Genomic DNA, 20,491 nt, shown 5'->3' on the forward strand with positions numbered 1-20,491 from the left:
ACGGATGACCTTTCGTCTGGCCATTCCGGCCCTTCTCGTCGCGCTCGTCGCCGCGATCCCCTTCGCCGCGCCGCAGCTCCAGCTCCTGATGAACCTGGCGCTCGCCAAGGGCATCGCCGTCGTCGGCGTGACTGTGCTGCTGCGCGCCGGCCAGGTGTCCTTCGGCCACGCGCTCTACTTCGCCATCGCCGCCTATGCCGCCGCCTTCCTGTCGGCCTCCATGCCCGGCGCGGACCTCATTCTGGTGCTCGTCGTCGCGGTCGCCGGCGCGGTGCTGTCCGGCGTCATCGTCGGCCTGTTCGTGGTGCGCTACCGCGGCATCTTCTTCGGCATGCTGAACCTTGCCTTCTCGATGATCTTCTGGTCGATCCTGGAGAAGTTCTACCACTACACGGGCGGCGCCGACGGCATCCGCCTGCCGCGCCCCACCGTGTTCGGCATGGCACTGGAGCGCGGTCCGTTCGAGCTGATCATGTTCTACCTGTCGGTGGCCCTGGTGCTCCTGCTCGGCTGGTTCACGATGCGCTGGTTCGCCTCGCCCGCCGGCCAGATCTTCCAGACCATCAAGACCAACGAGACCCGCCTGCAATATCTCGGCGTCTCGCCGCAGCGCGCGCTGCTGTCCGGCTACATCCTGTCGGCGGCCCTGTGCGGCACCGGCGGCGTCATCATGGGCATCGTCCAGGGCGTCGTGACGCCGGAATTCGCCTGGTGGATCCGTTCGGGCGAGATGGTCTTCATCGCCGTGCTCGGCGGTGCCGGCTCGGTTGCCGGCGCCTTCGTCGGCGCGATCATCTACGAGACCATCCGCACCTACGCCTCGGCCTTTGCCGGCGACGTGTGGCAGATGGTGCTCGGCGGCTTCCTGCTCGTCATCATCCTGTTCGCCCCCAAGGGCGTGATCGGCATCTACGACGCAGCGCTTGCCCGCCTGACCGGCAAAGGGAGGTCGGAATGAGCGAGATCCTTCTCGAAGCCCGCAACCTGCAGATCAGCTTCGGCGGCGTGGTCGCCGCCGACGACGTGTCGCTCGCCATCGAGCGGGGCAAGAACCTTGCGATCATCGGCCCGAACGGCGCCGGCAAGACGACGTTCCTGAACATCTGCACCGGCTGGATCAAGCCGACCAAGGGCAAGGTCTATTTCGAGGGACGGGACGTGACGCCGCTGCCGCCACGCCGCATCGTCCGCCTCGGCGTTGCCCGCGCCTTCCAGATCCCGCAGCTGTTCACCGAGCACACCGCTCTGGAGAACCTGCTGATCTCGGCCGCCGCCCGCGAGCAGCTGCGCCATCCGCTGCAGGACCTGCACCGCATCCGCGAACGGGCCGAAATGCTGCACCTGCTCGACATGGTCGGCTGCGCCGATGTCGCCGACCGGCTGGTGGTGGAGCTCTCGGAAGGCCAGCGCAAGCTGGTCGACATCGCCGTGGCGCTGGCCCTGCGGCCGAAACTGCTGCTGATGGACGAGCCGACCTCGGGCGTCGCCTCCTCGGAGAAGTTCAAGATCATGGAAATCCTGGTCAAGGCGCTCGCCGAGGCGAAGGTGACGAGCGTCTTCGTCGAGCACGACATGGGCATCGTCTCGCGCTACGCCGACGAGGTGGCCGTGTGGGCCGCCGGCCGGCTGCAGATGCAGGGATCGCCGGAGGAAATCCTGCGCCATCCCGACGTGATCCGCGACGTCATCGGGGAGGCCGTGTGATGCTGGAACTGAGCAATGTCGGCGCCTCGATCGGCATCATCCCGATCCTGCGCAATCTCGACGTCACCATCTCCGCCGCCGAGACGGTGGCCTTGATCGGCCGCAACGGCGCCGGCAAGACCACCTTGCTGCGCTCGATCATGGGCTTCACCACGGTCACCGGCAGCATCCGCTTCGAGGGCGAGGACATTACCGGCCTGTTGCCGGCAAAACGTCCGGCCTTAGGCATCGGCTACGCGCCGGAAGATCGCCGCCTGTTCTCCGCCTTCACCGTGGAGGAGAACATCCTGCTGCCGGCGCAGGTCGCCAAGCTGGATGCGGCCGAGACCAAGCGGCGGCTCGACCGGGTCTACCACATCCTGCCCGAGTTGAAGACCATGGCCGGGCGGCCGGCCGGCAACGTCTCCGGCGGCCAGGGCAAGATGGTCGCGCTCGGCCGCGCGCTGATGCTGGGCACCCGCCTCATCATGCTCGACGAGCCGTTCCAGGGCCTCGCCCCGGCGCTGGCCCTGCGCTATGCCGAGGCGCTGAAGGCGCTGCGCGACGCCGACCGGACGGTGACGCTGATCATCACCGAATCCAACCCCTCCCTGCTGCGCGGCTTCGCCAGCCGCACGCTCCTGATCGAGCGCGGGGAAGTCTCCGAAAGCTCGCTCGAGCACGAAAGGACCCACTGATGACTGCCACAAACGTCCCCCTGCCCCGCGCCCTCAACCTGATCGACGGGAAATGGGTGCCGGCGGCCTCCGGCAAGGAGATGGACGTGCGCTCGCCCATCGACGGCGAGGTGTTCACCCGCATCGCCGACAGCGGCCCCGAGGATGTCGATGCCGCGGTCGCGGCCGCCCGCGCCGCCTTCGACGGCGGTCCCTGGTCGAAGCTGACGGCGGCCGAGCGCGGCCGGCTGATGGTCCGCCTCGGCAACCGCATCCTGGAGGAGGCCGAGGCGCTCGCCCGGCTCGAGACCATGGACAACGGCAAGCCGATCAAGCAGTCGCGCGCCGACATGATCGCAACAGCCCGCTACTTCGAATATTACGGCGGCGCCGCCGACAAGGTGCATGGCGAGGTCATTCCCTTCCTCAATGGCTACAACGTGCAGGTGCTGCGCGAGCCGCATGGCGTCACCGGCCACATCATCCCGTGGAACTACCCGGCGCAGATGTTCGGCCGCTCGATCGCCCCGGCGCTGGCCATGGGCAATGCCACCGTTCTGAAGCCGGCGGAAGACGCCTGCCTGACGGCGCTGCGCATCGGCGAGCTGGCGATGGAGGTCGGCTTCCCGGCCGGCGCCATCAACATCGTCACCGGCCGCGGCGAGGTCGCCGGCAAGGCCCTGTCCGAGCACCGCCAGGTCGACTTCCTGTCCTTCACCGGCTCGCCGGAAGTCGGCGTGCTGATCCAGACGGCGGCGGCGCGCAACTTCATCGGCTGCACGCTGGAGCTCGGCGGCAAGTCGCCGCAGATCATCTTCGACGATGCCGATCTCGACGCGGTCTATCCGGTGCTGGTCAACGCCATCATCCAGAACGGCGGCCAGACCTGCTCGGCCGGCTCGCGCGTGCTGCTGCAGCGCGGCATCTACGACAAGGTGATGGCCGAGTTGAAGACCCGCTTCGAGGCGGTCGCGGCCTCCGATTCCGGCGAGGACGCGGTGCTCGGGCCGCTGATCTCGGCCCGCCAGAAGAAGCGGGTGGAGACCTATATCGCCGAGGCCGATGCGCCGCTGGTCGCCCGCGGCACGGTGGCCAAGGGCTCGCCGGAAGGCGGCTACTACGTCGCCGCCGCCCTGTTCGGCCCCTGCGACCCGAACTCGAAAATCGCCCAGGAGGAAGTGTTCGGCCCCGTGCTGTGCGCCATCCCCTTCGACGACGAGGCGGAGGCGATCCGCATCGCCAACGGCACCGAATACGGCCTGGTCGCCGGCATCTGGACCCGCGACGGCGGCCGCCAGCAGCGCGTCGCCAAGGCGATGCATTGCGGCCAGGTCTTCATCAACGGCTACGGCGCGGGCGGCGGCATCGAGCTGCCCTTCGGCGGCATCCGCAAGTCCGGCCACGGCCGCGAGAAGGGCTTCGCGGCGCTGCACGAATTCTCCCACATCAAGACCGTCGTCCACAATCACGGCTGAGGACAGCAAAGACATGCGACTTCAAGGAAAGACCACTCTCGTCACGGGCGCTGCCTCCGGCTTCGGCAAGGGCATCGCCGAGACCTATGTGCGCGAAGGCGCCAAGGTGGCGATCGTCGACCTGAACGAGGAGGGCGCGAAGGCCGTTGCCGCCGAGCTCGGCGATGCGGCCATCGCCATCAAGTGCGACGTCTCCAAGGCCGAGGACGTGGCGGCAGCCGTGGCGAAGACCTGCGAGGCCTTCGGCTCGCTCGACATCGTCGTCAACAATGCCGGCTGGACCAACCCGAACCGGCCGCTGATGGAGACGGACGAGGCGACCTTCCGCAAGATCTACGACATCAACGTGCTGTCGATCTTCCACATGACCAAGACCTGCGTGCCGGTGTGGCGCGAGCAGGGCGCCGGCGTGATGATCAATGTCGGCTCGACCGCCGGCATCCGTCCGCGTCCGGGCCTGACCTGGTACAACTCGTCGAAGGGCGCGGTGAACCTGATGACCCGCAGCCTTGCCGTGGAGCTCGCCCCCGACAAGATCCGCGTCAACGGCATCGCCCCGGTGATGGGCGTCACCGGCCTGCTGGAGCAGTTCATGGGCATGCCGGACACGCCGGAGAACCGGGCGAAGTTCCTCGCCACCATCCCGCTCGGCCGCCTGTCGCAGCCGCGCGACATCGCCAATGCCGCGCTCTACCTTGCCTCGGACGAAGCCGACTTCATCACCGGCGTCATCCTCGAGGTCGATGGCGGCCGCACCATCTGAACAAAAGGCAGCCCGGGGTCCCCTGCCCCACACCTGAAAACGCCCGTGCCATTGGCACGGGCGTCTTTTTTTGGGCCGATGGCACGGGCGTCTTTTTTGCGAAACCTGTTCAGCCGGCGGCGGAGGCGGCGCGCGCCAGGATCTGCCGGGCCTTGGCGATCACCGGCGCATCGACCATCGCCCCGTCGACGGCGACCGCCGCAGCACCCCCTTCCACCGCCGCAAGCACCCGCTGCGCCCACTCGCACTCGGCCTCAGACGGCGCAAAGCCGCGCCGCGCCGGGGCGATCTGCGCCGGATGGATGATCAGCTTGCCGGCAAAGCCCATTTCCACCGCATGGCGGCAGTCGCCGGCAATCGCCTCCTCGTCCTTGAGCGCGGTCGTCACGCCGTCGATGGGGCCGCACTGGCCGGCAAGGCGCGCGGCCATCGCCAGGGCGAAACGGGCCGGGCGCAGCACCTCGCGCGCGTGCGCCATGCCGAGATCGGCGGCAAAATCGATGGAGCCGAAGGCGAGCCGGGCGCTCATCCCCGCAACCTCACCGGCATTGGCAAGGCCGCGGGCGCTTTCCACCAGCGCGATCACCGGCAGGCCGGTCGCCTCCGCAACGCCGGCGCAATCGGCCCCCGTCTCCGCCTTGGGCAGGACGATACCGGCAAGGCCCGCAATGCCGGCGCAGGCGGCAAGATCCGCCGCGTGCCAGGGCGTGCCGCTGGCATTGACGCGCACCAGGATGCTCGCCGTGCCGACCAGCGGCGCCAGCGCCTCGGCAAGCCCTGCACGCGCCGCCTCCTTGACGGCGGGCGCGACCGCGTCCTCCAGGTCGACGATGACCGCGTCGGCGCCGGCGGCGACCGCCTTGGCGAAGCGCTCCGGCCGGTCGCCGGGCACGAAAAGCGGCAGGGTGATGCGGTCGACCTTCGCGGTCGTCTCGTTCGAATGCGTGGTCATGATGGGTCCGCCGGATGGGTTGGTCAGAAGTCGCAGGCGCCCAGAAAAGCGCGTGCGGCGCGCGCCTGCCAATAGCGAATTGCGCCCGCCCTCATTGATTGCGGCTATGGCAGGGGGTAAGGGCGGGGCGGGAATGGCCGCCGGGGCATAGATTGCGGCAATAGCTGCGGGCGCTCCCCTCTATTACTCCCGATGCCGCGCTTCGGGCATACTGGCGCCACTTACAGGGAGAAGCTTTGAAAATGCAGGGTGATCTTTCCGGTCTCTTCGTGGTGTCCGTCGAGCAGGCGGTGGCCGCGCCCTATCTGTCCGGGCGGCTGGCGGAAGCCGGCGCGCGCGTCGTCAAGGTGGAGCGGCCCGAGGGCGATTTCGCCCGCGCCTACGATCATCTGGTGCATGGCGAGAGCGCCTATTTCGTCTGGCTGAACCGCGGCAAGGAGTCCGTCTGCCTCGACTTGCGAGACGATGCCGACCGCGCCCTGCTGGCGGCGATGATCGCCAAGGCCGACGTCTTCATCCAGAACCTTGCGCCCGGCGCCATCGACCGGCTCGGCTTCGCGCCCGACCGGCTGCGCCAGGAGAACCCGCGGCTGATCACCGTGTCGATCTCCGGCTATGGCGACGAGGGACCGTTCCGCGACCTGAAGGCCTACGACCTGCTGGTGCAGGCGGAAAGCGGGTTGTCGGCGATCACCGGCAATGCGGAAGGCCCGGCGCGCGTCGGCGTCTCGGTCTGCGACATCGCGGCCGGCATGACCGCGCACCAGGCCGTGCTGCAGGCGCTGTTCGCCCGCGAGCGCAGCGGCGAGGGCCGCCACATCGCCGTGTCGCTGTTCCACGCGCTCGCCGACTGGATGAACGTGCCCTACCTGCAATTCGCCTATGGCGGCAAGGAGCCGGAGCGCAACGGCCTCAACCACCCGACCATCGCCCCTTACGGCGCCTATTCGGGAAGCGACGGCAAGGACGTGCTGTTCTCGATCCAGAACGAGCGCGAGTGGGTCAACTTCTGCCGCGACGTGCTGGAGCGTCCTGAAGTGGCGACCGACAGCCGCTTCACCAGCAATTCGCGCCGCGTCGCCCACCGCGCCGAGCTGGACGCGATCATCAACGAGGTGTTCTCGGCCCACACGCGCGATGCGCTGGCCGACCGGCTGCGCGATGCCCGCATCGCCTTCGGCCGGGTGAGCACCATGGACGACCTCGTCCGCCACCCGCAGAACCGCCATGTCGAAGCGGACACGCCGACCGGCCCGGTGCGCCTGCTCGCCCCCGGCGCGCTGGTCGACGGCAAGTCGCCGGAATTCGGCCCGGTGCCGGCGCTCGGCGCCGATACCGACAGGGTCCGCGCGGAGTTCTCCCGTGTCGAAGCCTGAGACGGTTCCGCAGACCGGCGAGCGGCTGCTGGCCATCCTGACCGAACGCAAGGCGCGCAAGGTGCTCGACATCGGCTGCGGCCACGGCGCGCTGTCGCGCTCGCTGGCGGCCAAGGGCTTCGAGACGACCGGCATCGACCCGGACGCGGCGGCCGTTGCCGCTGCCCGCAAGGCGGTGCCAGATGCACGCTTCGAGCGGGCAACCGCCGAGGCCCTGCCCTTTGCGGACGGCAGCTTCGACGCGGCCATCTTCCTCAACGCCCTGCACCATGTGCCTGAAGCGGTGATGCGTCAGGCGCTTGCCGAGACCCGGCGGGTGATCGGGCCGGGCGGCGCGCTGATCGTCGTGGAACCGCTCGCCCGCGGCACCTTCTTCGAGGTGATGCGCCCGGTCGAGGACGAGACGGAGATCCGGGCCGCGGCCCTGCGCGCGCTCGATGCCGATATCGCCTCCGGCAAGTGGCACGTCGCCCGGCACGACACCTACGACCGGCTGTCGGACTTCGCCGCGCTGGAGGAGTTCATCGACTATCTCGTGGCCGTCGATCCGACCCGTAAGTCGGTGGCCAATGAGCGCCGCGAGGAACTGGACGCCCTGTTCAAGGCCAATGCGACAGCGAGCGAAAAGGGCTTCCGGCTGATCCAGCCGCTGACGCTCTACGAGCTGCACCCGGCAGGCTGAGGCTCAGCCGCCGGGCCCGAACGGGTCCGGCACCTCGCTGGAGAGATCGACGCCGCGCACCAGGTCGAGAAAGGCGGTGGCGGCCGGCGACAGCACATGGCCGGCCCGCCAGATGATGCCGACATGGCGCAGCACCTCCGGCTCCACCAGCCGGCGATAGATCAGATTTCCCGAACTCAGCACCGGCAGCGTCAGGACCGGCAGGGCGGTGACGCCCAGCCCCTGGGACACGAAGGCGCCGGCAGTGGCCAGATGCGCCACCTCGAAGCGCGGGCGGAACGGCAGGTTCTGCTGCGAGCAGGCCGCGTCGATCAAAAGCCGCACGCTGGTGCCCTTCGCCATGGCGACCAGCGGCATTTCGCTGAGCTCCCGCCAGGTGCAGCTGTCGCGATCCTCCAGAATGCCGCCGGCCGCTCCCACCGCCACGAACGGGTCCGACAAGAGGGTGCGGAACGAGATCCGGTCGGAATTTTCCACCGCGCCGGCGGTGAAGCCGAGATCGGACTCGCCCTGCTCGACCGAGCGGATGACGCTGTCGGACAGCGCATCGTTGATCTGCACGTCGATATCGGGATGGCGGGCGAGAAACCGCGCGACCAGCGAGGGCAGCAGGCCGGCGGTCACCGAGGGCAGGCCGGCAATGGTCAGCCGGCCGCGCCGGGCCGCGAGATAGGCGTCGAACTCCGCCCCCGCATTGGCCGCGGTGTTGAGCACCTGCTGCGCCAGCCGCAACAGGGTATGGCCCTGCGGGGTCAGCGAGACATTGCGCGTGTCGCGGTTGAACAGGCGCGTGCCGAGCCGCTCCTCCAGCCGGGCGATCTGGCGGCTGAGGGCGGAGGCGGACATGCCGATCTCGTCGGCGACGGCGCGAAACCGCCCGCCGGTGGCGAGGCTGGAAAAGACCCGCAGATCCTCCAGATCGAATTTGTTGCGCTCCATGCATCAATTATCGCAAAATAAGCACTTCTGACAACAAAGATCCTGGGACACTCTTGCAAAGGGTACAGGTCCGCCGTCGGTGCGGGCGCCGGAGGAGCGGCGTCCAGGCGGAAGGACCGGCCCGAGATCGCTGCCCGCCAAGGGCACATGGGAGGAAATCACGATGCGACTTTCACATCTCGCCATGGCGGGCGCGCTTGCGTTCGCCCAGCCCGCCAGCGCCCAGGAGAAGCTGCTGATCGGCTCCACCTCGGCCTCGTCCAGCCATTACGGCTATTTCGTTTCCGTCGCCAAGCTGGTGAACGAGAAGGCGGAAGGCCTCGAGGCCTCCGTCGTGGAAACCGGCGCGACGCTCGACAACCTGCGCCGCATCGAGCGCGGCCAGGTCGACCTAGGCCTCGTCACCACCAATGTCGCCCAGCACGCCCATGCCGGCACCAACGAGTTCGACGGCCGGCCGATGAAGCTCGGCCTGCTGTGGGTCTATACCGGCGCGCCGCAGAACGTCATCGTGCGCCAGGACGCCGAAGTCGGCAGCCTTGCCGAACTGAAGGGCGTGCGCTTCAACCCGGGCATCAAGGGCTCGGCGACCGAGAGCACCACCGAGGCGGTGTTCGAAGCGCTCGGCCTGTCGGCCGACTATGTGCGCGGCTCGACCACCGACGTCGTCGACATGATCAAGGACAACCGCGTCGCCGGCTACGTGAAGTCGGGCGCCGGCACCAAGCTCGACGGTTCGACCCTCGACATCGCCACCTTCACCCCGATCAAGGTGCTCGGCCTCACCGACGAGCAGAAGGCGGTGCTCGCCGAGAAGATGCCGGACGTTTCCATCGTCGACGTGCCGGCGGGCGCTGCCGACGGCATCCCAGCCTATTCGACCTGGAGCTTCGGCGTCGGCGCGGCCGCCGGTCCCGCCCTCTCCGAAGAGGCGGCCTACAAGATCGTCAAGGCGGTGATGGAGGACAAGGAAGCCCAGGGCGCGGCGCTTGCCTCGGTCAAGGGCGCGGATCTGGCCCAGCTGACGCTGCAATACGCCACGATCCCGCTGCATCCGGGCGCCGCCCGCTGGTACCGCGAGCAGGGCATCGAGATCCCGGCCCGCCTGCAGCCCGCCGCCAACTGACAGTGACGCCTGACTTCGGAGGATCGCCGTGCTGAACCGGACCCGCGACGCCCTGGCGCTGCTGACGGGCATCTTCGTCTTCTACACGGCAGCGACAGGCCCGTTCGAGAGCCTGATCCAGCGCGCGATCTTCCTGGCGCTCGTCGTCTGCCTCGGCCTTGCGGTCTATCCGCTGGGCCATGGCCGGCGGTGGCGCCCGCTCGGCCTTGCCGTCGACCTTGCGGCCGCCGGCATCTCAATCGCCGCCTGCGGCTACATCGTCGTCAACTACGACCGGATCATGACGACCCTGCCCTGGGCGACGACGCTGGACATGGCGCTGACCGTCGGCCTCGTCGCCTCGGTGCTGGAAATCGGCCGCCGCGCGGTCGGCATCATCTTCCCCGCCCTCGTTCTCGTCGGCCTCGCCTATGCGCTGTTCGGCGACATGCTGCCGGGAACGCTGGCCCATCGCGGCTTCGACAGCGCCTTCGTCACCGAGACCATCTTCCTCGGCGATCTCGGCATCTGGGGCATGCTGACGGGAGTTGCCGCCACCGTCATCGCCGCCTTCGTGCTGTTCGGCTCGCTGCTGCTGCATACCGGCGGCGGCCAGAGCTTCATGGACCTTGCCATGCGCATCGGCGGCCGCCAGGCGGGCGGCGCGGCCAAGATCGCCACCATCGCCAGCGGCCTGTTCGGCATGATCTCCGGCTCGGCCGTGGCCAATGTGGCGACGACCGGCAACTTCACCATCCCGATGATGAAGCGCCTCGGCTATCCGCCGGCCTTCGCCGCCGCCGTCGAGGCCGTCGCCTCCACCGGCGGACAGCTCGCCCCGCCGATCATGGGCGCGGCCGCCTTCGTCATGGCAGAGATCCTCGGCGTCTCCTACATCCAGATCATCACCGCCGCGATCATCCCGGCGCTGCTGTTCTATCTCTCCGTCTTCGTCACGGTGCACATCGTTTCGGTGCGCAAGAACCTGACGCTGGTGCCCGAGGACGAGCTGCCGGCCTGGTCGACGATCCTCGCCCCGCGCCGGGTGCTGCCGATCCTGGCCGCCATCGGCGGGCTGGCCGTCGGCGTCTATCTCGGCCGCTCGGTCGCCACCACCGCCTTCTACGGCATCACCGGGCTGATGATCGCCTTCGTCGCCACCTCGCTCGGCCAGATGCCGGCCGCGAAGATGGCGAGCCTCGTCGTCGCCGGCATCAAGGACGCCGGCAAGGGCATGGTGATCATCGGCGTGCTGCTGGCGGGAGCGCAGATCCTCGTCTCGATGATCAACCTCACCGGCATCGGCGTCACCTTGAGCTCGATGATCGTCTCGCTGGCCGGCGACTCCGCCCTGCTGGTGGCGCTGATCGTCGGCGGCGTCTGCCTGATCATGGGCATGGGCCTGCCGACGACGGCGGCCTATGTGCTGGTCGCCGCCGTGCTGGCGCCGGCCATGACCGCCGTCGGCATCGACCCGCTGGCGGCCCATCTCTTCGTCTTCTACTTCGCCACCATCTCGGTGATCACCCCGCCCGTCTGCGTCGCCGTCTTCGTCGGTGCCGGCATCGCCCAGACCAACTGGCTGCCGGCGGCGATGGAGGCCGTGCGCCTTGGCGCGGTCACCTATGTGGTGCCCTTCATGCTGCTGCTCTATCCCGGCATGACGGCACAGGGCGACTGGATGGCCATCGGCAACGCGCTCCTGTCGGGGCTGGTGCTGGTGGTCGCCATTCCGTCCCTGCTGAGCGGGCAGAAGCTCTTCGCCATTCCCGCCCTGGACATCGCCGTGTTCGTCACTTCCATCGCCCTCGCCATCTGGCCGCACCCGGCCGCACCGCTGCTCGCCGGCCTGCTGCTGGCCCTGTCCTGGCATTTCGGCAAGGCGCGCCGACCCTTGACGGGAGCGGCAGGATGAAGAGCCTGAGGATCGGAACCGGCGCCGGCTTTTCCGGCGACCGCATCGAGCCGGCGGTGGATCTCGCCGCGCGCGGCGAGCTCGACTATCTCGTCTTCGAGTGCCTGGCCGAGCGCACCATCGCGCTGGCCCAGCAGGCGCGGCGCGCCGACCCGGATGCCGGCTACGACCCGTTGCTGGAGCGGCGCATGCGCGCGGTGCTTCCCGCGCGCGGACTATCCGGCCCCCGCATCGTCTCCAACATGGGCGCCGCCAATCCGCTGGCCGCCGCCCGCAAGACGCTGGACATCGCCCGCGAGCTGGGACTTCGGGGGCTGAAGATCGCCGCCGTCACCGGCGACGACGTGCTGGCCGCCGTCGAGGGATCGGAGCTGGAGCTGCTGGAGACCGGCGGCACGGTGCGCGGCCTCAGTCGCCCGCTCCTCTCCGCCAACGCCTATATCGGCGCCGCCCCCATCGTCGCCGCGCTGGAAGCGGGCGCCGACATCGTGCTCACCGGGCGCGCTGCCGACCCGGCGCTCTATCTCGCGCCGCAGGTCCATGCCTTCGGCTGGGCGATGGACGACTGGCCGCTGCTCGGCCGCGGCACCCTGGTCGGCCACCTGATGGAATGCGGCGGCCAGATCACCGGCGGCTATTTCGCCGATCCCGGCTTCAAGGACGTTGCCGGCCTTGCCCGCCTCGGCTTTCCCATCGCCGAGGTGGAGGCGGACGGCACCGCGGTCATCACCAAGCTTCCCGGCACCGGCGGCGCGGTCACCGAGGCGACCTGCAAGGAGCAGCTGCTCTACGAGGTGCACGATCCGGCCGCATATCTGCAGCCCGACGTCATCGCCGACTTTTCCGGTGTCGAGATCGCCGCGGAAGGCCCCGACCGGGTGCGGGTCTCCGGCGGCTCGGGACGTGCCCGCACCGGCACGCTGAAGGTCTCGCTCGGCTATGTCGACAGCCATGTCGGCGAGGGACAGATCTCCTATGCCGGGCCGGGGGCGGAAGCGCGCGGACGGCTGGCGCTGGAGATCCTGCGCGAGCGGATCGCAGCAGGCGGCGTGCCCTATCTGGAGACGCGCGGCGACCTGATCGGCGTCGACGCGATCCTCGGCGGATCGAACTCCGGCGCCCATGAGGCGCGCGAGGTGCGGGTGCGCTTTGCCGCGCGCGCCAGCACGGCGGAGGAGGCCCGGCTGGTCGCCGACGAGGTGGAGAGCCTCTATCTCAACGGACCGGCGGCCGGCGGCGGCGTGACGCGCCAGGTGCGCGAGATCGTCGGCATTCTCTCCACCCTGATCCCGGAGGCCGAGGTCTCCCCCGCCCTGACCCTGATGGAAAGCTGAGCCATGCTGCTGCGCGACATCGCCCATTCGCGGACCGGCGACAAGGGCAACATCTCCAACGTCTCGGTCATCGCCTACGAGATGGCGAACTGGCCGCTGATCGAGGCGGCGGTGACGCCCGAGCGGTTGCGCGCCCATCTTTCCTGGCTGGAGATCGGCGAGATCGAGCGCTTCGCCCTGCCCCGGCTCGGCGCGCTCAACTTCGTGCTGCACGGCGCGCTGAAGGGCGGCGTCACCCGCTCGCTCGCGCTGGACGCGCACGGCAAGTGCCTGAGCTCGGCGATCCTCGACATGGAGATCGCCGGGCCGGCGTGATGCGTGCTCAGCGGCGCGGCACGGTCTCGGGGCGCAGGTGACGCTTCTGCGCGGCGATGCGGAACTGCGCATTGGCCGCGCCGTAGCCGCGATAGCCGCCGCGCCGCTCGACGATCTCGAAGAAGAAGCCTTCGCCGTAGTTCGGGCCGTAGAGCTGGAAATATTCGCCCTCCCCGTCCCGGTCGTAGAGGATGTTCTCGGCCCGCAGCCTGTCGGCGAAATCCGGATCGAGGCCGAAGCGCGCCTCCAGGTCGTCGTAATAGTTGCGCGAGATCTCCAGCGACGTGAAGCCGCAGGCCTTCAGCGCGGCGGCGGTCGCGAAGATGTCGCGGCTTTCGAAGGCGACATGCTGGACCGCCGAGCCGAAGCTTTCGGCGATGAAGCGGCCGGCGAGCGTGCGCCGGTTCTCCGCCCCGTTCAGCGTGATCCGCAAGGCCCCGTCCGCCGTCTCGATGGCCTGGCTGCGCACCAGCCCGGCCGGGTCGACCACATCCACCATCGGCGTCTTCGCTGTCGCGAAGATCGAGGTGTAGAACAGCGTCCAGGTCAGCATCTCCTCGTAGTTCATCGTCTGCGCCAGATGGTCGATGGAGACAAGCCCGGCGGCGGCGGCAGCCTGGCCGCCCTCGATGGGGCGGAAGTCGGTCTCCCACAGGCCGGCGAGCCCGCTCTTGCGGTCGATGAAATGCATCACGCCGCCGCCGACGCCCCGGATCGCGGGAATGGCGAGTTCGCCCGGGCCGACCGGCTGGTCGAACGTATCGGCGCCCAGCGCCCGCGCGCGCACCACGGTGGCTGCGGCATCGGCGACCCTAAGGCCGATGGCGCAAACGGACGTGCCGTGCACCAGGTAGGAGGAATGGGCAAAGCCCTCCCGCTCGGTGTTGATGAGCAGGTTGATCCCGCCCTGCCGCCACAAGGTGACGTCCTTGGAGACGTGGCGGCCGGCCTTGACGAAACCGAGGCCGGCGAACATGCGCGCCAGCTCCTCCGCCTCCGCCTCGTCGACGGCGAACTCGACGAACTCGATGCCGTCGGCCTCGATCCGGTCGGGCATCTCGGGCAGCGGAATGCGCAAGTCCGGCTCGCGCCTGCGCACCTGGTCCATCAGGTAGACGAGCGAGCGATGGCCGTCGACGGCGATGGATTTCGGCGAGCCGCCGCGGAACTGGTCGTTGAAGATCTCCAGCGACAGCACCCCGTCATAGCCGGTGGCGGCGACCGCCCGCATGAAGTCGGTGACCGCAAGGTCGCCCTCGCCCGGCATGTTGCGGAAGTGCCGGCTCCAGTAGAGCAGGTCCATGTCGATCATCGGCGCGTCGGCCAGCTGGACGATGAAGATCCGGTCGCCGGGGATCGCGCGGATCGTGTCGACATCGGTCTTGCGCGCCAGCGTGTGGAAACTGTCGAGGATGAGGCCGACATTCGGGTGGTCGGCCCGGCGCACCACCTCCCAGGCATCGCGGTGGTCGTTGACGTGCCGGCCCCAGGCCAGCGCCTCGTAGCCGACGCGAAGGCCGCGCGCCGCCGCCCGCCCGCCGAGCTCGGCGAAATCGTCGGCCGCGCGATTGATGCCGCCGAGCGAGACCGGCGAGACGTTGGAGCAGACCAGCATCAGGTCGGTGCCCAGCTCCTGCATCAGGTCGAACTTGCGCTCCGCCCGGTCGAAGGCGCGCGCCCGGTGCGGCTCCGGCATGCCCTCGAAATCGCGGAACGGCTGGAACAGCGTGATCTCCAGCCCGGCATCGCGGATCATCGCGCCGACATCGCGCGGGCTGCCGTCGAAGGCGAGGAAGTCGTTCTCGAAGATCTCGATCCCGTCGAAGCCGGCGGCCGAGATCGCCGCCAGCTTTTCCCGAAGGTCGCCGCTGATCGAAACGGTGGCGATGGACGTCTTCATGGGGCACCGGCCTTGCTGTGGGAGGAAAGGGAAACGCCTGAAACGGACGCAACGGCCGCGCCGAGCGGCGGGGCAACCTCGACCTCGCCGCCGGTCTCGGCCGCCCGGCGGATGGCGGCGAGCACGTCGAGCGTCGCAAGGCCCTCCTCGCCGGGGACCAGCGGCACGGCACGGCCGAGCGCGACCTCGCAGAAATGGCGCATCTGCAGCGCGAAGGGATCGCCGCCCTGGCGGGTCAGCACCTTGCGCGAGATCGGCTGCGCCCAGTCGGCGGCCCCCTCGTAGTGCCAGAGCCCGAGATCGGGCAGCGACAGCGACCCGGCCGTGCCGCCGATCGTGTAGCAGCTGGCCGAGGTTTCCGGATAATCCGGGTTCTCGCCGGCCGTCAGCTCCCAGCTCCAGGGCGCGGCGACCGCATCGGAAACGGTCATCGTGCCCAGCGCGCCATTGGCGAAGCGGAGCAGCACGGCCGCCGTATCCTCCACCGCGTGGCCGCGCGCCAGCGACGAGGCGCGCGCCTGCACGCTGGCGACGTCGCCGCACAGATGGCGGAGCAGGTCGATGTCGTGGATCAGGTTGGTGAGGATCGGCCCGCCGCCCGGCTGGGTGCGCCAGGGCACCTCGAAATAGCTGTCCGGCTTGCGGAACCAGCACAGCGCGTTGACCGCGACCAGCCGGCCGATGGCACCGCTCTCGATCTCGGCCCGCGCGGCCGCGATCAGCGGATTGTGCCGCCGGTGATGGCCGACGAGGAGCGCAACGCCGGCCGCACGCGCGGCCACCACCACCTCGCGCGCCGCCTCCGCCGTGTCGGCCAGCGGCTTTTCCACCAGCACCGGCACCCGGGCCGCGATGCAGGCGAGCGCCTGCGGCGCGTGCAGCCGGTTGGGCGTCGCCAGCACCACCCCGTCGGGGCGCAGCCGGGCCAGCATCTCGTCACAGCTCTCGAACCACGGCGCGCCAAAGGCCTCCGCCGCCTGCCGCCCGTCCGCGGACGGGTCGGCGACGCCGGCAAGCTCGCCCTCGCGAGCGACCTGAGCCATGTGCACGCGGCCGATCTTGCCGGCCCCGACAATGGCGATGCGGGCTTTCGTCTTCATCTCTTCGCTCTTTCGCGCCATGAGGCCCGCCCCTTTCCGGGCGCGGCCTCAGGTCTCCGGCAGATCGGCCCTGCCGGCGATCATCCCGCCCCGCGTCCCTGCGCCCGCCTTCCCCGCCATGCTTCGCGCGCCAATCGGCCGAGCGGCGTCTGCGAGATCAGCAGCGCCAGGAAGGCGATCAGCAGCACGCAGGAAATCGGATGCGACAGGAAATCCCAGATGAAGGTCGCCGGATCGTTGCGCGCCCCGATCATCGCCCGCCGATAGTTGGCGTCCATCATCGGGCCCAGGATGACGCCGAGGATCACCGGCCCGACCTGGAAGCCGTAGACCTTCAGGAAATAGCCGAACACGCCGAACAGCAGCATCCAGTAGATGTCGACCGGGTTGTTCTGGATGGCGTAGGAGCCGACCGCCGACAGGATGATGATCAGCGGCAACAGGATCGCCTTCGGGCACTCGACGATCTTGGTGAAGATGCGAATGCCGGTCAGGCCGAAGATCAGCAGGAAGACATTGGCGAGCGCCAGATTGCCGACCGTGAACCAGAACAGGTGCGGGGTCTCGACCAGGAGCAGGGGACCGGGCTTCAGCCCGTGGATGAACAGCGCGCCGATGATCACGGCGGTGACCGCATCGCCCGGAATGCCGAGCGTCAGCATCGGCACGAAGGCGCCGCCCACGGCCGCGTTGTTGGCCGCTTCCGGCGCCACCAGCCCTTCCTTGGCGCCCTCGCCGAAGGGCACTTCCGGGTTCTTCGTCGACCGCTTGGCATCGTCATAGGCCAGCAGGGCGGCGATGTCGCCGCCGGTGCCCGGCAGCGCTCCGATCACCGTGCCGATGCCCGAGGCGCGCAGGGCGACGCGGAAATAGCGGCGCACGTCGGCAAGGCGCGGGATCACCCGGTCGATCTTCTGCTTCACCGCCGGCAGGTCGAGCTGGTGCAGCTGCACGAAGGCCTCGGCGACGCCGAAGAAGCCGATCATCGCGACCACGTAAGGGATGCCGCCCATCAGGGTGATCGTGTCGAAGGTGAAGCGCCCTTCCGCCGTCATCGGATCGAGGCCGACCATGCCGATCAAGACGCCGAGCGCACCGGCAAAGACGCCCTTGGCGAAGCTCTCGCCGGACAGGGTGCCGACCAGCAGGATGCCGATCATCGCCAGCAGCAGGTAGTCGCGCGAAGTGAACATCAGCGCGAAGTCGGACAGCATCGGTGCGAACAGGGCGAGCGCCGCGACACCGACGAAGCCGCCGAACACCGACATCACCGTGGTCAGGCCGACCGCCTCGCCGGCCTCGCCGCGCTTGGCCATCGGGTAGCCGTCGAGCGCGGTTGCGATGGCGCTCGGCGCACCGGGAATGTTGAGCAGGATCGCGGTGCGCGACCCGCCATAGACGCCGCCGACATAGACGCCGGCAATCAGCGCCAGCGCGTCGTTGACGCTCCACTTGAAGGTGAAGGAGATCAGGATCGACACGGCCATCGTCACCGACAGGCCGGGGATCGCACCGACATAGATGCCGGCAAGCGTGCCCGCCGCCGTGAGCATCAGCAGCCAGGGGTCGAGCCAGGAGATCGCCAGGTATCCGAAGGACTCGAGCATGTCAGAACAGCCCCTGCAGCAGGGTGCCCTTGGGCAGCACCACCTGGAAGACGAGGCTGAACACCACGTGGATCGCCGCCAGTCCGGCAAGGCTGACCAGAGCTGTCAGCCAAACCGCCCGCCGCCACAGGAACTGGATCGACACGAAGAGGAAGAGGCCAGAGGCGGCGAGGAAGCCGAGCCAGGGCATCGCCAGGATATAGAGGCCGACCAGCACCACCATCACGGTCTGGCGCAGCGGCGTGATGTCGGTGAGGAAACGGCGCAGGCCCCCGCCGGCCGGGGTCATCGCCAGCGCCTTCAACAGGATCACCAGCGAGCAGACGACCATCAGCCCGGTCGCCAGCATCGGAAAGATGCCGGGGGTCGACAGGCCGGAAAAGCCGGAAATCTTGTAGGCTTCGGCGAACAGCCACAGGCTGAGCGCGAGAAGGGCGACGGCGAAGGCGAGCTCGCCCGGCCGCCGCTGGGCTCGCGAGGACATGATGACCCTCCTGGCAGCATGAGGGCTGCGGCCGGAACCCCGTCGTCCCGGCCGCAGCGCTGAGGCGTTACGGGCGCGGGATGCCCAGGCTCTCCGGGCTGACCTTGGCGGCGCCCGTGTCCTGCAGCGCCCAGGCCGTGACCTGCTGCCACTTGGCGAGGAAGGTTTCGGCCTCCTCGCCGGAGATGTTCATCATGACGTTGCCGCGATTGGCCATCAGCGTCTTGAATTCGTCGCTGCCGGCCGCCGTTGCGAAGGCGTCGACCAGCTTGGCCTTGACGTCGTCCGGCGTGTCCTTGCGCACGAAGACGCCGTAGAACGGGCCCCACGGCAGGTAGGACGACATGCCGGGAAGCGTGTCGGTCACCGCCGGAACGCCCGGCAGCGTGTCGACCGGCTCGGCATTGACCACGGCCAGCGCGCGCATCGTACCGGCCTTGATCTGCTCGGCCGCCGCCGACAGGCCCGACGGCATGAAGTCGACCTCGCCGCCCAGCATCGCGGTCAGGCCGGGGCCCTCGCCGTCGAAGGGAATGGCGGTGACGTCGAACGGCGCGGAGTTGGAGAGCAGCGCGCTGACCGTCGAGGGCAACCCGCCGGGGCCGGTGGAGCCCATCTTGACCTGGCCCGGATTGGCCTTGATGTCGTCCAGCAGCTCGGCCAGCGTCTGGTACTTGGAGGCCTGCGGCACGACGATCACGGCAACGCCGCGGCCGAGAATGTTGACCGGGTAGAAGTTCGAGTAGTCGAGCTTGCTGACGCCCATGATCGGGTGCAGCTGCGGGTTCTCGGCGCCATAGAGGAACGTGTAGCCGTCGGCGGGCGCCGCGTTCACATAGGCGGTGGAGATGGCGCCGGCGCCGCCGGACTTGTTGAGCACCACGATGGGCTTGCCGAGCGCGGCTTCGGCGGCCGGGTTGACCGCACGGGCGACGACGTCGGTGGCACCGCCCGCGCCCCACATCACCACGCCCAGCATCTCGCGCTCGGGGAAGTCGGCGCTGGCAACGCCGGCGGACAGGGCAAGAGCAGCGACTGCTCCGGCAAGACTGCGGATCATCATTTCCTCCCAGGATCGTTGTTGCGGCCTGCCGGGTCCTCCCAGACCCTGAAGATGGCGGCCGCTATTGCCTGTCAAAAATCGCATGCCGAAAAACTTAACGCAAATACCAATAATGAAGAGATCAATAACCTGTGGTTATGTCGCTGTCCGCCGGGTCGCCGCCTCCATCTCGCCGCGCAGCAGCTCGACAAAGGCCTCGGCAAAGCCGGAGATCTCCAGGTCCGAGCGCCGCGCCACATAGGTGCGGAACGGCGTCGGCTCGGCGATCGGGATCAGGCGGATGTCCGGCTCGACGCGTGGCAGATCGGCGACGGTGAAATTGTCGAGAACGGCAACGCCGAGGTTCTGCCGCACCAGCCCCAGCACCGTCGTGCCGAAGCGGGCGCGGATCTCGATGTGGAAGTCTAGGCCCTGGCGGGCGAAGATCTCGGCGAGGATCGCGCCGTAGGGGTCCGCCGGGTCGATGCCGATCAGCGGAAAGGCGGCGATCTCAGCCGCGCCGACGCTGCTGCGCGCGGCAAGCGGATGGTCGCGATGGGCGACGCAGAACAGGTGCCCCTGCGCCAGCGGCTCGAAGACGATGGAGGAATGCTCGAAGCGGTGGCTCATGCACACGAACTGGCCCTTGCCGAGCAGCAGGAAGTCGATGGCCTCCTCGATCTTCAGGATCTCGATGTTCATGCGGATGTCGGGATAGCGGGCCTTCAGCCCGGCCGCCGCCAGCGGCACCATCACATTGGCGATGCTGGGCACGGAGGCGAGCGAGATCTCGACGTCGTGGCCGCGCTCCAGCTGGCCGATGGAGAGCTGCAGATGGACGAGCTTCTTGTGAACCTCCTGCAGCTGCAGGAACACCTGCTGCGATTCCGGCGTCGGCACGTAGCGGCCGCCGCTGCGGGTGAACAGCTTGATGCCGAGCGAGGCTTCCAGATGCTTCATCGTCCGGCTGATGCCGGGCTGGGCGACGTTGAGAATGCGCGCGGCACCGGCAATCGAGCCCGCCACCATGACGGCGCGTAGCACTTCGATCTGGCGGAGCGTCAGCGGGGTCTCGTTGGCCATGCGCGGGCAAGGCTACAGCCGCGCCCGCCGCTTGGAAAGCGGCAGCTTGCGGAACGGTT

At 68.9% G+C, this 20,491-nt stretch carries 19 protein-coding genes; 11 read left to right on the forward strand and 8 right to left on the reverse strand.

Annotated features, from left to right (window positions below; translation table 11 throughout):
- Positions 1 to 4 precede the first annotated feature (4 nt).
- From GH266_RS08435 to GH266_RS08455, 5 genes are read left to right on the forward strand one after another with little or no spacing between them, the layout of a single operon-like run.
- Entirely contained in the window at positions 5 to 958 is a 954-nt protein-coding gene (locus tag GH266_RS08435) for a branched-chain amino acid ABC transporter permease (RefSeq protein ID WP_158193495.1), read from the forward strand.
- Positions 955 to 1,704 (forward strand): ABC transporter ATP-binding protein, encoded by a 750-nt coding sequence (locus GH266_RS08440; protein WP_158193496.1) that lies wholly within the window; start codon positions 955 to 957, stop codon positions 1,702 to 1,704. Before GH266_RS08435 ends, GH266_RS08440 begins: the two co-directional genes overlap by 4 nt.
- Positions 1,704 to 2,381, forward strand: a complete 678-nt coding sequence (locus tag GH266_RS08445; RefSeq protein WP_158193497.1) for an ABC transporter ATP-binding protein — start codon at positions 1,704 to 1,706, stop codon at positions 2,379 to 2,381. The genes GH266_RS08440 and GH266_RS08445 overlap by 1 nt, the downstream gene beginning before the upstream one ends.
- Positions 2,381 to 3,835 carry an aldehyde dehydrogenase family protein gene (locus GH266_RS08450; protein WP_158193498.1) on the forward strand — a complete coding sequence of 485 codons (1,455 nt, stop codon included), beginning with the start codon at positions 2,381 to 2,383 and terminating at the stop codon, positions 3,833 to 3,835. The genes GH266_RS08445 and GH266_RS08450 overlap by 1 nt, the downstream gene beginning before the upstream one ends.
- A gap of 13 nt (positions 3,836 to 3,848) precedes the next feature.
- Positions 3,849 to 4,598 (forward strand): SDR family oxidoreductase, encoded by a 750-nt coding sequence (locus tag GH266_RS08455; protein WP_158193499.1) that lies wholly within the window; start codon positions 3,849 to 3,851, stop codon positions 4,596 to 4,598.
- A gap of 109 nt (positions 4,599 to 4,707) precedes the next feature.
- On the opposite strand, the gene GH266_RS08460 is transcribed toward GH266_RS08455, so the two are convergent.
- Positions 4,708 to 5,550, reverse strand: coding sequence for an HpcH/HpaI aldolase/citrate lyase family protein (locus tag GH266_RS08460; RefSeq protein ID WP_158193500.1), 843 nt, complete (start codon positions 5,548 to 5,550; stop codon positions 4,708 to 4,710).
- Between the two features lie 242 nt (positions 5,551 to 5,792).
- Here GH266_RS08460 and GH266_RS08465 point away from each other — a divergent pair, with 242 nt between their 5' ends.
- Together GH266_RS08465 and GH266_RS08470 are read left to right on the forward strand one after the other, a co-directional pair.
- Positions 5,793 to 6,926 (forward strand): CaiB/BaiF CoA transferase family protein, encoded by a 1,134-nt coding sequence (locus GH266_RS08465; protein WP_158193501.1) that lies wholly within the window; start codon positions 5,793 to 5,795, stop codon positions 6,924 to 6,926.
- Positions 6,913 to 7,608 (forward strand): class I SAM-dependent methyltransferase, encoded by a 696-nt coding sequence (locus GH266_RS08470; protein ID WP_158193502.1) that lies wholly within the window; start codon positions 6,913 to 6,915, stop codon positions 7,606 to 7,608. The genes GH266_RS08465 and GH266_RS08470 overlap by 14 nt, the downstream gene beginning before the upstream one ends.
- A gap of 3 nt (positions 7,609 to 7,611) precedes the next feature.
- Here GH266_RS08470 and GH266_RS08475 read toward each other — a convergent pair whose 3' ends face one another.
- Entirely contained in the window at positions 7,612 to 8,547 is a 936-nt protein-coding gene (locus GH266_RS08475; RefSeq protein WP_158193503.1) for a LysR family transcriptional regulator, read from the reverse strand.
- A 163-nt stretch (positions 8,548 to 8,710) separates the two neighbouring features.
- On the opposite strand from GH266_RS08475, the gene GH266_RS08480 reads away from it, so the two are divergent.
- From GH266_RS08480 to GH266_RS08495, 4 genes are read left to right on the forward strand one after another with little or no spacing between them, the layout of a single operon-like run.
- On the forward strand, positions 8,711 to 9,673 hold the full coding sequence (locus GH266_RS08480) for a TAXI family TRAP transporter solute-binding subunit (RefSeq protein WP_158193504.1): 963 nt from the start codon (positions 8,711 to 8,713) through the stop codon (positions 9,671 to 9,673).
- A 28-nt stretch (positions 9,674 to 9,701) separates the two neighbouring features.
- Entirely contained in the window at positions 9,702 to 11,567 is a 1,866-nt protein-coding gene (locus GH266_RS08485) for a TRAP transporter permease (protein ID WP_158193505.1), read from the forward strand.
- Positions 11,564 to 12,901: an acyclic terpene utilization AtuA family protein gene (locus tag GH266_RS08490; protein ID WP_158193506.1), complete on the forward strand. Its 1,338-nt coding sequence runs from the start codon at positions 11,564 to 11,566 to the stop codon at positions 12,899 to 12,901. The genes GH266_RS08485 and GH266_RS08490 overlap by 4 nt, the downstream gene beginning before the upstream one ends.
- A gap of 3 nt (positions 12,902 to 12,904) precedes the next feature.
- Positions 12,905 to 13,216 carry an AtuA-related protein gene (locus GH266_RS08495; RefSeq protein ID WP_158193507.1) on the forward strand — a complete coding sequence of 104 codons (312 nt, stop codon included), beginning with the start codon at positions 12,905 to 12,907 and terminating at the stop codon, positions 13,214 to 13,216.
- Positions 13,217 to 13,223: 7 nt separating this feature from the next.
- On the opposite strand, the gene GH266_RS08500 is transcribed toward GH266_RS08495, so the two are convergent.
- The 6 genes from GH266_RS08500 to GH266_RS08525 form a co-directional block, all read right to left on the reverse strand.
- Entirely contained in the window at positions 13,224 to 15,116 is a 1,893-nt protein-coding gene (locus GH266_RS08500; RefSeq protein WP_158193508.1) for a bifunctional sugar phosphate isomerase/epimerase/4-hydroxyphenylpyruvate dioxygenase family protein, read from the reverse strand.
- Positions 15,113 to 16,216, reverse strand: a complete 1,104-nt coding sequence (locus GH266_RS08505) for a Gfo/Idh/MocA family protein (RefSeq protein ID WP_158193509.1) — start codon at positions 16,214 to 16,216, stop codon at positions 15,113 to 15,115. Before GH266_RS08505 ends, GH266_RS08500 begins: the two co-directional genes overlap by 4 nt.
- A gap of 80 nt (positions 16,217 to 16,296) precedes the next feature.
- Positions 16,297 to 17,823 (reverse strand): tripartite tricarboxylate transporter permease, encoded by a 1,527-nt coding sequence (locus tag GH266_RS08510; protein WP_158193510.1) that lies wholly within the window; start codon positions 17,821 to 17,823, stop codon positions 16,297 to 16,299.
- 1 nt (position 17,824) lies between these two features.
- Positions 17,825 to 18,307 (reverse strand): tripartite tricarboxylate transporter TctB family protein, encoded by a 483-nt coding sequence (locus GH266_RS08515; protein ID WP_158193511.1) that lies wholly within the window; start codon positions 18,305 to 18,307, stop codon positions 17,825 to 17,827.
- 67 nt (positions 18,308 to 18,374) lie between these two features.
- Positions 18,375 to 19,367 carry a tripartite tricarboxylate transporter substrate binding protein gene (locus GH266_RS08520; RefSeq protein WP_199270481.1) on the reverse strand — a complete coding sequence of 331 codons (993 nt, stop codon included), beginning with the start codon at positions 19,365 to 19,367 and terminating at the stop codon, positions 18,375 to 18,377.
- A 138-nt stretch (positions 19,368 to 19,505) separates the two neighbouring features.
- Positions 19,506 to 20,432, reverse strand: coding sequence for a LysR family transcriptional regulator (locus GH266_RS08525; protein WP_158193512.1), 927 nt, complete (start codon positions 20,430 to 20,432; stop codon positions 19,506 to 19,508).
- Positions 20,433 to 20,491: the final 59 nt, after the last annotated feature.

This window comes from Stappia indica, from assembly GCF_009789575.1.
Classification (GTDB): domain Bacteria; phylum Pseudomonadota; class Alphaproteobacteria; order Rhizobiales; family Stappiaceae; genus Stappia; species Stappia indica_A.

Bases quoted from the DNA above. Each gene is read 5' to 3' on its own strand.
- GH266_RS08455 (WP_158193499.1), top strand. From the start codon at position 3,849: ATGCGACTTCAAGGAAAGACCACTCTCGTCACGGGCGCTGCCTCCGGC.
- GH266_RS08495 (WP_158193507.1), top strand. From the start codon at position 12,905: ATGCTGCTGCGCGACATCGCCCATTCGCGGACCGGCGACAAGGGCAAC.
- GH266_RS08450 (WP_158193498.1), top strand. From the start codon at position 2,381: ATGACTGCCACAAACGTCCCCCTGCCCCGCGCCCTCAACCTGATCGAC.
- GH266_RS08500 (WP_158193508.1), bottom strand. From the start codon at position 15,116: ATGAAGACGTCCATCGCCACCGTTTCGATCAGCGGCGACCTTCGGGAA.
- GH266_RS08445 (WP_158193497.1), top strand. From the start codon at position 1,704: ATGCTGGAACTGAGCAATGTCGGCGCCTCGATCGGCATCATCCCGATC.
- GH266_RS08475 (WP_158193503.1), bottom strand. From the start codon at position 8,547: ATGGAGCGCAACAAATTCGATCTGGAGGATCTGCGGGTCTTTTCCAGC.
- GH266_RS08510 (WP_158193510.1), bottom strand. From the start codon at position 17,823: ATGCTCGAGTCCTTCGGATACCTGGCGATCTCCTGGCTCGACCCCTGG.
- GH266_RS08460 (WP_158193500.1), bottom strand. From the start codon at position 5,550: ATGACCACGCATTCGAACGAGACGACCGCGAAGGTCGACCGCATCACC.
- GH266_RS08525 (WP_158193512.1), bottom strand. From the start codon at position 20,432: ATGGCCAACGAGACCCCGCTGACGCTCCGCCAGATCGAAGTGCTACGC.
- GH266_RS08505 (WP_158193509.1), bottom strand. From the start codon at position 16,216: ATGAAGACGAAAGCCCGCATCGCCATTGTCGGGGCCGGCAAGATCGGC.
- GH266_RS08490 (WP_158193506.1), top strand. From the start codon at position 11,564: ATGAAGAGCCTGAGGATCGGAACCGGCGCCGGCTTTTCCGGCGACCGC.
- GH266_RS08520 (WP_199270481.1), bottom strand. From the start codon at position 19,367: ATGATCCGCAGTCTTGCCGGAGCAGTCGCTGCTCTTGCCCTGTCCGCC.
- GH266_RS08440 (WP_158193496.1), top strand. From the start codon at position 955: ATGAGCGAGATCCTTCTCGAAGCCCGCAACCTGCAGATCAGCTTCGGC.
- GH266_RS08515 (WP_158193511.1), bottom strand. From the start codon at position 18,307: ATGTCCTCGCGAGCCCAGCGGCGGCCGGGCGAGCTCGCCTTCGCCGTC.
- GH266_RS08480 (WP_158193504.1), top strand. From the start codon at position 8,711: ATGCGACTTTCACATCTCGCCATGGCGGGCGCGCTTGCGTTCGCCCAG.
- GH266_RS08465 (WP_158193501.1), top strand. From the start codon at position 5,793: ATGCAGGGTGATCTTTCCGGTCTCTTCGTGGTGTCCGTCGAGCAGGCG.
- GH266_RS08435 (WP_158193495.1), top strand. From the start codon at position 5: ATGACCTTTCGTCTGGCCATTCCGGCCCTTCTCGTCGCGCTCGTCGCC.